Genomic DNA, 11,317 nt, shown 5'->3' with positions numbered 1-11,317 from the left:
TCGCCCGCCCCCCCCCCCGCCGCGCCCGCCCCCCCCCCCCCCCCCCCCCCCCCCCCCCCCGCCCCCCCCCCCCCCCCCCCCCCCCCCCCCCCCCCCCCCCCCCCCCCCCCCCCCCCCCCCCCGCCCCCGCCCGGGGACCCGCCCCCAGACCCGGAACACGCTCCACCACACCATCGGCGACGCCGCCGCGGCGACCCACACGGCGGTGCCCGCCCGCGTCACCCTCCCCGCCCCGCGCCCTCCCCGGACTCCGCCAGACACACACGCCGCCACCGGCGTAAAGATCGCATATATTGCACGGCCGACTATTCTCCGCGACGACCCCCCGGTCGTACCGTCGAAGACATGAGCGTTGTGACCTGGGACGCATACCACGCCGCGGAGCACTTCACGATGCGCACCGCGCGCCTCATCGACCGCCACCGCTTCGCCTACCACTTCCAGAGCGGACCCACCGCCCCCATCCGCTCCACCCTGGCCGCCTACCGCAACCTCGACGGCGGCTACGGCAACGGCATCGATCCCGACATGCGCGGCCACGCCAGCCAGCCCGGCGGCGTCGCGATCGCCCTGCGCTACCTCGACGAGCTCGGCCCCGTCCCGCACAGCATCGGCGCGGGAGTCTGCCAGTTCCTCACCAACGTCTGCGGCCCCGACGGCAGCGTCCCCCACGTCCTGCCCACCATCCGCCACACCGAGGCCGCCCCCTGGCTCCTGGAGACCGAGGACTTCACCGGACGCCTCGACATCACCGCCCTCATCTGCGGATACCTCCACAAACACCACATCACCCACCACTGGCGCGACACCGCCACCGCCTACTGCTGGAAGCGCGTCGACGCCCTCGCCTGGACCGAACCGCTCGAGGCCATCGGCGTGTGCACCTTCCTCCAGTACGCCCCCAACCGCACCCGCGCCATCCAGGCCCTCAACCGCATGTCCACCATGATCCGCGCCGTCATCGACGTCCACCCGCGCGCCGAGGACCACGTCCACACACCACTCGACCTGGCCCCCCACCCCCACCACATCGCGCGCCCCCTCTTCACCGACGCCGAGATCAACCGCAGCCTCGACGTCTTCGAGGAGCAACAGCGCGCCGACGGAGGCTGGAACGCCACCTCGAGACACTGGGACCCCGCCGCCACCCTCGAACACGAGGGCATGCGCACCATCCAACGCCTGCGCGTCCTGCGCGCCTACGGACGCGTCGGCACCTACCTGCCCCAACCCCGCCAGGACAGGTGAGTCACCCCAGCGCCAGGAACCGCACCCCGGCCGCCGCCAGCGCCTCCCCGTCAGCGCTCCCGTCCGAGCGGCCGGTCACCGCGCGCACGGCCCGCACCATCACGGCCGCCTCGGACCACACCCCCGGAAACACCCGCTCCAGAGCCGCCCGGTCCGCCGCGCCGAACACCAACCGCACCACCACATCCAACGCCGGCCGCGTCGTCCACGGCTCCCGCCCGAGCGCGTCCGCCACATCCCAGCCGTGCAACACCGCCTCCACCAGCCGCGTCACCAGGAAGTCCGTCAACGACATCGGATCACCGTGCCGTGTGAACACCCGACGACCACCGTCCTCGGCCGCCAGGCGCTCCCTCAACGCCGCCCAGCCCCCACGCAGCGCCCGGCCAGCCTCCCCCGCGTCCGCCCGCCGCCCCGCCGCCTCCACCGCCGACCGCACCCGCTCCGCGTTCACCTCCGGCGAGAACCGCGCGTCCGGCGCGTAGTACCCCGCGGCCGAGACCGGAACCGACCCGTCCTCCTCCGGCGCCGGCCCCGCCAGCATGGCGTCCACCCGCACGATCGCATTCACCGTGTGCGCCGCCAACGCCGCCACATCCCACGGCACGCACCGGGTCGCCGCGACCGCCTCAGCCTCCGACAACCCCTCCAGAACCCCCGCCAGCGCCGCCGTCTCCGACCCCAAAGCCGCCACGACACCTTCGTACGCGAACACCACGCACCCACCCCCGACCGAACCCGACCCGTACCGCCCGAACGCTACCGAAACCCGCCCCAACAGCCAGAACCCGACCCCTGACCACCCCGCCCGCGTTCGCCCCACCGCAGCCAGACATACGTCCATTCGCAACCTGGTTTAGACCACTGCACCCCACCAACCCTCTAGAGTTGTGCACGTGACACGTCGAGCAAAGATCGTCGCGACCCTCGGTCCCGCCACCTCGAGCCCGGAAGTCCTCCGCAGGCTCGTCGACGCCGGACTGGACGTAGCGCGACTCAACCTCAGCCACGGAACCCACGACGACCACAGCGCCAACCTCGCCAACGTGCGAGCCGCCGCTGAGGCCGCACAACGATCGGTCGGCGTCCTCGCCGACCTGCAGGGACCCAAGATCCGCCTCGGCACCTTCGCCGACGGACCCCACGAACTCGCCCCCGGCGACGAGTTCACCATCACCACCGACGACATCCCCGGCGACGCCACCCGCGTCTCCACCACCTACAAGGGACTCCCCGGCGACGTCCGCCCCGGAGACCGCGTCCTCATCGACGACGGCCGCGTCGTGCTGGAATGCACCAAGACCACCAGCACCGACGTCCACACCCGCGTCATCTACGGCGGCGCCGTCTCCAACAGCAAGGGACTCAACCTCCCCGGCGTCGCCGTCAGCGTCCCCGCCCTCACCGACAAGGACGAGGCCGACCTGCGCTGGGCGCTCCGCAACGGCGTCGACATGGTCGCCCTCTCCTTCGTCCGCAGCCCCGCGGACGCCGAGGAGTGCCACCGCATCATGGACGAGGAGGGCGTCACCGTCCCCCTCATCGCCAAGATCGAGAAGCCCCAGGCCGTCGAACGCCTCCACGACATCATCGAGGTCTTCGACGCCGTCATGGTCGCCCGCGGCGACCTCGGCGTCGAACTCCCCCTCGAGAACGTCCCCATGGTGCAGAAGCGCGCCATCGAACGCTGCCGCGACAAGGCCAAACCGGTCATCGTCGCCACGCAGATGCTCGAATCCATGATCGGAGCCCCCCGGCCCACCCGCGCCGAGGCCTCCGACGTCGCCAACGCCGTCCTCGACGGCGCCGACGCCGTCATGCTCTCCGGCGAGACCAGCGTCGGACAGTACCCCGTCGAGACCGTCGAGACCATGGCGCGCATCGTCGCCGCCGCCGAACAGGAATCCCTCCGCGCCTCGCACATCCTCACCCGGGTGCCCGAGACCACCGGAGGAGCGATCGCCCGCGCCGCCGCCGAGATCGGAGCCACCGTCGGCGCCAAGGCACTCGTCGCCTTCACCATGTCCGGCGAGACCGCACGACGCCTCGCCCGCTACCGGTCGCCCATCCCCCTCATGGCCTTCAGCACCGAGGCCAGCACCCGGGGCCTGCTCTCCCTCGTCTGGGGCGTGGAGACCAACCTCGTGCCGTGGGTCGACAACACCGACGACATGGTCCGCCAGGTGGAGGCCGAACTCCTCCAGCTCGGCGAGTACACCAAGGGCGACAAGGTCGTCATCGTCGCGGGCAGCCCGCCCGGAACCGTGGGGTCCACCAACTCCCTGCGCGTCCACAAACTCGGTGACGCCGTCGCGCTGAACCCGCAGTAACACCGGAGCGCCCACGAGGCGCCCGCACACGGGCCGCATCAGGTCCGGCCCGGAGGACGGCGAACGAGCCGCGCCGACCATCCGGGCCAGGACCGGTGCGGCCGACGCGTACCAGGCAGAGCACGCACCAGGGAACGGACGCGTACGAGACAGCCGCCGCCCACCGGGCAGCCCCGGAGCCCCGCCTACTGCTCCTGGCCGCTGGCCACCCCGCCCTCGGAGATCACCCGCTCCAACGGCATGTCCCACGGCAACAGGTTCCACGGACTCCGCGGATCCTCGGTCAACAGCCCCAACGCCGTCCACACCCGGTCGGCGCCCCCGTACTCACCCTCCACACCGCGCTCCGGCCACAACAGGTACCCCGCGTGGAAGGCCACCGACAACTGGTGCCACGACGAGTACCGGCGCTGGAGATCGGAGGCCACCCGGCGCAACAGCGTCTGCGTCTCCACCGGCGACAACCAGTCCAGCGACGCCCCGGCGCACGCCAGACGGATCACGTGCACCGACTTCCACCACTGGAACGCGCCGATGATCACCGTCTCGTCCGCCTCGGGGGCGTCGGCCACCGCGCGCAACCGGTCGATCTGCTCCGGGGTCAACCGCACGTTCGCCCCCGTGGAGTGACCGCCCTGGTCCTGGGGCAGCCGCGACTTCGCGACGCCCGCGCACAGGTCGACCACCAGGTCGAGGGAGGGCCCGGAGTGCAGTTCCTCCTGGAGCCCGTCGACCGCCGCGAGCAGGGACTCGCGGTCGGTCGCCCCCCACTGCCGCTCCAGCACGCGGCGGTAGCGGCGGCGCAGCGACGGCCGGGCCACCACGTCCCAGGGCTCGGCGAGCGCGACCCGGAACGGCGCCGCGACGGCGGCGGCCCACCGCTCGGTGCTCAGGGGGGCGTCGGGGTCCTTGGTGCGGACCGCCGGGGACTCGCGCGATCCGATGACCAGTTCGGCGAAGGAACCGGCGACCAGGGCGACCACGGGGAGGAAGGCCCAGCCGGGTTGGCCGACGGCGACGAGGACGACGATGAGGAGGGCGACGGGGGTCAGCAGCCAGGGCAGGCGGCGCCGGGACCCCCAGGCCACGACGACCCAGGCGCCGATGACGAGTGCTCCGATCACCCCGGCCACCGCGGTCAGCACCCGCTGCTCCTCTCCTGGAATCCGGTCTGCGTATCAAGGATCGGGGACGTCGGGGGCGAACGGCGACCGAACCCACGGGTTGTACCCAGGTTGTGGCCGTGATGTGACCCCTTCGGCCCGGATGCCCCGGCATAAAGTGACAAAGGGCCCAAGTGGGGTCGAACTGGCTGGGTAGATACCAAGGTTCTGGCCGGAACCCTCACGGCCCCGCACCAGGTCAGTACTTCGGTCCCACGAACGCGTCCATGCGGGCGACGGCGTCCTTCCGCGAGATGGAGACCACGGTCTGGTCGTGTATCCCGGTCTGGACCTTGACGTGGCTCCTCCACGCGACATCGAGGCGGTCGAGCGTCGCGGTCAAGAGGCCGACGATGTCCGTCGACGCGTTGGTGAAGTGGTAACGGGGGTACTCGTAGACCTTCACACGGCTCTCGGGAAGCTTCTTGCGAATCCGATTGACGACCCTGCACCCGTCGGAGTGGATGAGACCTCGAACAAACGTTTCGGGCTGTTCGTCGACGATCTCCTGTTGCCATCCCGCCAAGGCGATGGTCCGGTGGTGTTTCTTCCCAGGGCCGTGCTGGGGGAACAGGCAGGGCCAGTGCTTCCAGTCTCCGTAGACCTCCGTGCACCCCGTACTGGGCGTCGTGCGCACAGCACGGTCGGGGCGGACCCTGGTGATGCTCGACGAGCACTCTTCGACGAGCCCGGGCCACGAGTCGGAGCAGAGGATCCTCAGACGCAGGACGCCCCGGCTGCCGTCACCGGCGGGGGTGATGCAACCGTCCCCGAGATAGAGGCCGAGGAGATAGCTGTAGGCCTCCGTGTCAGCGGGGGGTCGCGGGATGGGTTCGCACAGCGGGCACGATGAGTCGCGGTGTTTGTCGATCAGGGACGGATCGGTGCGCCAGGTGCGCAGCGTCGCCCGGTTGATGCCGAGACGTCGACTGACCTCGCTGTAGGAGATCCCGGAGTTCAGCATGTCCACCGCTGAGCGGCGGATGTGAGGTGCGTACATGGCGTGAAGCATTGCTCACGCATACGACAAACGATGACCCTGGGTGATTTGCCCGTTACATGTGAAAAGCCACCCTTGCGGGTGGCTCTCGGTGCCCCGAGTGGGATTCGAACCCACACTGTATCGTGTTTGAGACGACTCGCTCTACCGTTGGCGTATCGGGGCATTCTGCCTAAAACGGACACTGGATCGGTCTGTGCGGCTCGATCGTTCTGGCGATGCCACCCCAACCGTGACGTCACGATTGGTACGCATTGCCGGTCCCGACGTCCAGCATCCTAGCGGATCTCGGTAACCTCGTGTACGTGACGAGGACGCAGAGCCGCGTGGTGATCGCGGAAGACGAGGCCCTGATCCGCCTGGACCTCAAGGAGATGCTGGAAGAGGACGGGTACGCCGTCGTCGGCGAGGCCGGCGACGGTGAGACCGCCATCCGGCTTGCCCGGGAGCTGAAGCCGGATCTGGTGATCACCGACATCAAGATGCCGGTGCTCGACGGCCTGTCCGCCGCCGAGCGCATCGCGGGGGAGCGGATCGCGCCGGTCGTGATCCTCACCGCCTTCTCCCAGCGCGAGCTGGTCGAGCGGGCGCGTGAGGCCGGGGCCATGGCCTACCTGGTCAAGCCCTTCACCAAGTCGGACCTGGTGCCGGCGATCGAGATGGCCACCTCCCGCTACGCCGAACTGGCCGCGCTGGAGTCGGAGGTCAGCAGCCTCCAGGATCGTCTGGAGACCCGCAAGCTGGTCGAACAGGCCAAGGGTCTGCTCCAGAGCCGCCACGGGATGAGTGAGCCCGAGGCGTTCCGGTGGATCCAGAAGAACTCCATGGACCGCCGACTGACGATGCGCAAGGTCGCGGAGACGGTCGTCGAGACGCTCGGCGGCAAGCAGGACTGAGCCGCCTCAGTCCGACGGGCCGCACGGGGGCCGCACCCAGACCGGGTGCGGCCCCCTTCTGTCGTCCTGAGCACGCCTGGTGGAGGAAACGTGCAGATCAGCTGGTGTTCGCGGCGAAAACCAGACAGTCGTTCAGGGTCAACCGGGTGGACGTACCGGTTCGATCTCGGTTTCACACAATGGGGTGACGGTTGGGTCACGTGGCTTAAGCAGTGCTGAATGACCAGGCTAAATCGGGCTAAACTCGCCGCACCGAACAGCAAAGGACAACGGTGTCGAATGCGCGCATTCGGCATCGCCAACCTCAGATGCGCAAGGAGCGCGCGTGCGCACACGTCTCGTGACCGTGCTGCTCGCCCTGATCACCGCCATCCTGGTGATCCCCGGGCCAGCGGCGACGGCAGACGAACAGGGCGGTGAGGCGCTGCACGGTCAGATCAGCCACCCGGACGACCGGGATCAAGGTGTCGAGGGCATCGGGATCACCGTCTTCCAGGGGGATGACGAGATCGGGGCGAGCGAGACCGACCCTGATGGAATGTGGGAAGTGGAACTGCCCGGACCGGGTGAGTACCGCGTCGTGGTGGACCAGGAGTCCATCCCCAGCGAGTTCGCCGTACGAGAGACGTCGCTCGTGGTCGACGGTGAGGCCGAGGTCGAGGTGGAGGCGGATGACCGCCGCCCTCTGATCATCGCGCTGGTACCGGCCGGCGGTGAGGCCGACGGGGGTTCGCCCAGTCCCTCGGAGGAGGAGACGGAGGGCTCCGGCGAGGAGGGCGACGCCCCGGCCGACGACGAGTCGATCGCGGTGGGCGACAGCGGCGGTTCCTTCGGGGAGCGGCTGGCCCAGCTCACGGTCTCGGGTGTTCTGTTCGGCCTGGTGATCGCGGTGTCCGCGATCGGCCTGTCGCTGATCTTCGGCACCACGAAGCTGATCAACTTCTCGCACGGCGACATGGTCACGTTCGGCGCGATGATGGCCATGCTGTTCAGCACGGGCGCGGCGGGTATGGGCAACGCCCTGCTGGCGATCTTCGCCGGTCTGGGCGGGGCGATCCTGTTGGGCGTGTTCGCCGAGGGCCGGTTGGCGCGGACGGGGCTGATCGTCGCGCAGTGGGTGTCGATCTTCGCCGGTCTGGCGCTGGCGACGCTGCTGGGCGTGCTGGGCGACAGTGTGGGCTGGCAGCTTCCGCTGTGGGCGGCGACGGTGGTCGCGGTCCTGATGGGCGCGGTGCTGGGCGGGTCGATGGAGCGGTACGTGTGGCGTCCGCTGCGGCACCGCAACGTCGCGATGATCCAGATGTTCATCGTGTCGATCGGTCTGGCGCTGATCCTGCGCCACGTGATCCTGGTGCTCTTCGGGGCGCGCCGCGAGCGGTACGCCGGTTTCCAGATCCAGGAACTGGTGGAGCTCGGGCCGGTGTCGCTGCCGCCGCGTGACCTGGTGGTCATGGGTGTGGCGCTGGTGGTGCTGGTGGGTGTGGCCTGCCTGTTGCAGTTCACCCGCATCGGCAAGGCGATGCGCGCGGTGTCGGACAACCGGGACCTGGCGGAGTCGTCGGGTATCGACGTGGACCGGGTGACCCTGTACGTGTGGGGTCTGGGCGGTGCGCTGGCGTCGCTGGGCGGTGTGCTCTTCGGTCTGAACCAGGTGGTCGACTACGAGATGGGCTTCCGCCTGCTGCTGCTGATGTTCGCGGCGGTGATCCTCGGCGGCCTGGGGACGGCCTACGGGGCGATGGTCGGCGGTCTGGCCGTCGGCCTGGTGGCGGTGCTGTCCACCCTGTGGTTCCCGTCCCAGCTCATGCAGGCATGGGCTCTGGCCCTGATGATCCTCATGCTCCTGGTCAGGCCGCAGGGTCTGCTCGGTCGGCGTGAACGGGTCGGCTAGGAGAGGTAGACGATGGATATCCTTTCGATCCTCGCCGATTCGACCCGATCGGCGATCGGTCCGGTGGCGGCGATCTACGCGGTCGCGGCGATCGGTCTCAATCTGCACTTCGGTTACACGGGGTTGCTGAACTTCGGCCAGGTCGGCTTCATGCTGGTGGGCGCCTACGGTGTCGGGATCAGCGTGGCGGTGTTCGACCTGCCGCTGTCGGTGGGCGTCCTCGTGGGGTTGGCCTGTGCGGTGGCGTTGGCGCTGCTGCTGGGCATCCCCACGCTGCGGTTGCGCGAGGACTATCTGGCGATCACGACGATCGCGGCGGCGGAGGTGTTGCGCCTGTTGTACCGGGCGGAGTTCGCCGATCCGCTGACGAGCAGCGTGTACGGGTTGCAGAACCTGGCGGGGGACTTCCGTGCCCTGAATCCGTTCGACGCGAGCCGGTTCTACACGCTGGGTCCGGTGTCGTACAACGGCAACCACCTGTGGGTGTTGGTGGTGACGTGGTCGCTGGTGCTGCTGCTGGCGGGGTTGACCTGGTTGTTGATGCACAGCCCGTGGGGCCGTGTGATCAAGGGCATCCGGGAGGACGAGGACGCGGTCCGCAGCCTGGGCAAGAACGTGTTCGCGTACAAGATGCAGGTGCTGGTGCTGGGCGGTCTGATCGGTGCGCTGGCCGGGGCGATCCTGGCCGTGTACCAGGCGTCGATCGCGCCGGACCAGTTCAAGCCGCAGGTGACGTTCTTCCTGTGGGTGATCCTGCTGCTCGGCGGCGCCGGTCGGGTGTTCGGTCCGGTGCTGGGTTCGATGGCGTTCTGGTTCCTGATGACCTTCACCGACGGTGTGCTCAAGGGGTTCGGGGCGATGGGTTGGCTGCCGTTCCTGAGCGGGCCCGACTACGGTGCGCTCCAGTTGGCCTTCGCGGGTCTGATGCTGGTGGTGTTGATCGTCTTCCGGCCGCAGGGCCTCATCGGCGACCGCAAGGAGATGCTGGTCAATGTCAAGTGACGAGGTGAACCCCGTGACGGTCGACCGGATGGCCGGTGCGGAGCCGGAGCCGGGGTCGGGCAAGTCCGATCCGATCCTGGTGGCGGACCGGGTGCGCCGTTCGTTCGGTGGTCTGACGGCGGTGGACGTGCGGCACCTGGAGGTGCAGCGCGGGACGATCACGGCGTTGATCGGTCCGAACGGCGCCGGTAAGTCGACGCTGTTCAATCTGCTGACCGGGTTCGACCGGGTCGACGCGGGTCGGTGGACGTTCGAGGGCCAGGCGATCAACGGGCGCAAGGGCCACCAGGTCGCGAAGGCCGGGATGGTGCGGACGTTCCAGTTGACGAAGGCGCTCACGCGGATGTCGGTGCTCGACAACATGTTGTTGGGGGCGACCGGGCAGCTGGGTGAGCGGATGGCGGGTGCGTTCCTGCGGCCGGTGTGGCGGCGTCAGGAGCGGGAGAACACCGAGCGTGCTCTGCTGCTGTTGGAGCGGTTCAAGCTCATCGACAAGCGCGACGAGATCGCGGGCGCGCTCTCGGGCGGTCAGCGCAAGCTGCTGGAGATGGCGCGTGCGTTGATGACGGATCCGAGCATGATCATGCTGGACGAGCCGATGGCGGGTGTGAACCCGGCGTTGGTGCAGTCCCTGTTGGGTCACATCACGGCGCTGCGGGACGAGGGCAAGACGGTCCTGTTCGTGGAGCACGACATGGACGTGATCATGGGGATCAGTGACTGGATCGTCGTGTTGGCGCAGGGGCAGGTGATCGCCGAGGGGCGTCCTTCGGACATCCGCTCGAACCAGCAGGTGATCGACGCCTACCTGGGTGCCCAGGAGGTCGACGCGGACGAGGCCCGGGGGAGTGGTGATGACTGAGAACGACGACCTGGGGCCGGTGGAGGTTCCGGCGGGGGCCGAGGAGGCCGCGGTCTTCGAGCAGCACCGTGAGGAGGTGCTGGAGCACGCGAGGTCGGAGGCGGCCGAGGAGGTGGGCGGTCCCGGGGACTACCTGCTGTTGGCGAAGGAGCTGGTGGCCGGGTACGTGCCCGGGGTGAACATCCTCAACGGGTGCACGCTGACGCTCACCGAGGGTGAGGTCGTGGCGATCATCGGTCCGAACGGCGCCGGTAAGTCGACGCTGGTCAAGACGGTGTTCGGGTTGATCCCGGTGCGGTCGGGTTCGTTGACGCTGCGGGGTTCGGACATCGCGGGTCTGGCGGCGCACAGCCTGGTGGAGCGGGGGGTGGGGTACGTGCCGCAGACGCGGAACGTGTTCCCCTCGCTGACGATCGAGGAGAACCTCCAGATGGGGGCGTTCCTGCGGCCGAAGGCGTTCGCCGAGCGGTTCACGGTGGTGGCGGATCTGTTCCCGCTGCTGGGGAAGCGTCGGAAGGCCAAGGCCGGGTCGCTGTCGGGCGGTGAGCGGCAGATGGTGGCCATGGGCCGGGCGTTGATGATGGATCCGTCGGTGCTGTTGTTGGACGAGCCGACGGCGGGTCTGTCGCCGATCTACCAGGAGGAGGTCTTCCAGCGGGTGAAGGAGGTCAACTCCACGGGTGTCTCGGTGATCATGGTGGAGCAGAACGCCCGCCGGTGCCTGCAGATCTGTGACCGCGGGTACGTGCTGGACCAGGGGCGCAACGCGTACACGGGTACGGGGCGCGACCTGTTGAACGATCCGAACGTGATCGAGCTGTACCTGGGGACGCTCGCGAAGGGCTGATCCGGGGGGGTTCCCTGGTGGGGGGCGGGGTCTGTGGACTCCGCCCCCCGTTCGTGTGTGCGGGGGCGGTGCGGGCGG

General features: G+C 69.2%; 10 protein-coding genes and 1 tRNA gene. 7 read left to right on the top strand and 4 right to left on the bottom strand.

The genetic code is table 11. The annotated features are described in order from the left end of the window. Window positions 1–354: 354 nt before the first annotated feature. Entirely contained in the window at window positions 355–1,248 is an 894-nt protein-coding gene (locus ACIBFB_RS11965) for a prenyltransferase (protein WP_397229271.1), read from the top strand. Between the two features lies 1 nt (window position 1,249). On the opposite strand, the gene ACIBFB_RS11960 is transcribed toward ACIBFB_RS11965, so the two are convergent. Continuing rightward, window positions 1,250–1,963 carry a maleylpyruvate isomerase N-terminal domain-containing protein gene (locus ACIBFB_RS11960; protein ID WP_397229078.1) on the bottom strand — a complete coding sequence of 238 codons (714 nt, stop codon included), beginning with the start codon at window positions 1,961–1,963 and terminating at the stop codon, window positions 1,250–1,252. Between the two features lie 181 nt (window positions 1,964–2,144). Here ACIBFB_RS11960 and pyk point away from each other — a divergent pair, with 181 nt between their 5' ends. Beyond that, window positions 2,145–3,578 carry a pyruvate kinase gene (gene pyk, locus ACIBFB_RS11955; RefSeq protein WP_397229076.1) on the top strand — a complete coding sequence of 478 codons (1,434 nt, stop codon included), beginning with the start codon at window positions 2,145–2,147 and terminating at the stop codon, window positions 3,576–3,578. 185 nt (window positions 3,579–3,763) lie between these two features. Here pyk and ACIBFB_RS11950 read toward each other — a convergent pair whose 3' ends face one another. The 3 genes from ACIBFB_RS11950 to ACIBFB_RS11940 form a co-directional block, all read right to left on the bottom strand. Further along, window positions 3,764–4,723 (bottom strand): DUF1266 domain-containing protein, encoded by a 960-nt coding sequence (locus ACIBFB_RS11950; protein ID WP_397229074.1) that lies wholly within the window; start codon window positions 4,721–4,723, stop codon window positions 3,764–3,766. 217 nt (window positions 4,724–4,940) lie between these two features. Then, complete coding sequence (locus ACIBFB_RS11945) at window positions 4,941–5,741, bottom strand: transposase (RefSeq protein ID WP_397229269.1); 801 nt, start codon at window positions 5,739–5,741, stop codon at window positions 4,941–4,943. A 92-nt stretch (window positions 5,742–5,833) separates the two neighbouring features. Continuing rightward, window positions 5,834–5,906: transfer RNA gene (locus tag ACIBFB_RS11940), tRNA-Leu, on the bottom strand. Between the two features lie 161 nt (window positions 5,907–6,067). On the opposite strand from ACIBFB_RS11940, the gene ACIBFB_RS11935 reads away from it, so the two are divergent. From ACIBFB_RS11935 to ACIBFB_RS11915, 5 genes are all read left to right on the top strand, one after another. Continuing rightward, window positions 6,068–6,637, top strand: a complete 570-nt coding sequence (locus ACIBFB_RS11935; protein ID WP_397229267.1) for an ANTAR domain-containing response regulator — start codon at window positions 6,068–6,070, stop codon at window positions 6,635–6,637. A 325-nt stretch (window positions 6,638–6,962) separates the two neighbouring features. Beyond that, window positions 6,963–8,528: a branched-chain amino acid ABC transporter permease gene (locus tag ACIBFB_RS11930; protein WP_397229072.1), complete on the top strand. Its 1,566-nt coding sequence runs from the start codon at window positions 6,963–6,965 to the stop codon at window positions 8,526–8,528. Window positions 8,529–8,540: 12 nt separating this feature from the next. Beyond that, window positions 8,541–9,530 carry a branched-chain amino acid ABC transporter permease gene (locus ACIBFB_RS11925; RefSeq protein WP_397229070.1) on the top strand — a complete coding sequence of 330 codons (990 nt, stop codon included), beginning with the start codon at window positions 8,541–8,543 and terminating at the stop codon, window positions 9,528–9,530. Beyond that, the gene (locus ACIBFB_RS11920) at window positions 9,520–10,392 is read left to right on the top strand and encodes an ABC transporter ATP-binding protein (RefSeq protein WP_397229068.1); all 873 of its coding nucleotides are present in this window, start codon (window positions 9,520–9,522) and stop codon (window positions 10,390–10,392) included. Before ACIBFB_RS11925 ends, ACIBFB_RS11920 begins: the two co-directional genes overlap by 11 nt. Beyond that, a complete protein-coding gene (locus tag ACIBFB_RS11915) occupies window positions 10,385–11,239 on the top strand; it encodes an ABC transporter ATP-binding protein (protein ID WP_397229066.1) in 855 nt (284 codons plus the stop codon). Before ACIBFB_RS11920 ends, ACIBFB_RS11915 begins: the two co-directional genes overlap by 8 nt. The last annotated feature ends 78 nt before the right edge of the window (window positions 11,240–11,317 follow it).

The sequence above is a fragment of the Nocardiopsis sp. NPDC050513 genome (assembly GCF_044457925.1).
Lineage (GTDB): Bacteria > Actinomycetota > Actinomycetes > Streptosporangiales > Streptosporangiaceae > Nocardiopsis.
This window is presented reverse-complemented; position numbering and strand designations above follow the sequence as displayed.

Coding starts and splice junctions, on each gene's coding strand:
- ACIBFB_RS11945 (WP_397229269.1), bottom strand. CDS start 5,741: ATGTACGCACCTCACATCCGCCGCTCAGCGGTGGACATGCTGAACTCC.
- ACIBFB_RS11925 (WP_397229070.1), top strand. CDS start 8,541: ATGGATATCCTTTCGATCCTCGCCGATTCGACCCGATCGGCGATCGGT.
- ACIBFB_RS11920 (WP_397229068.1), top strand. CDS start 9,520: ATGTCAAGTGACGAGGTGAACCCCGTGACGGTCGACCGGATGGCCGGT.
- ACIBFB_RS11915 (WP_397229066.1), top strand. CDS start 10,385: ATGACTGAGAACGACGACCTGGGGCCGGTGGAGGTTCCGGCGGGGGCC.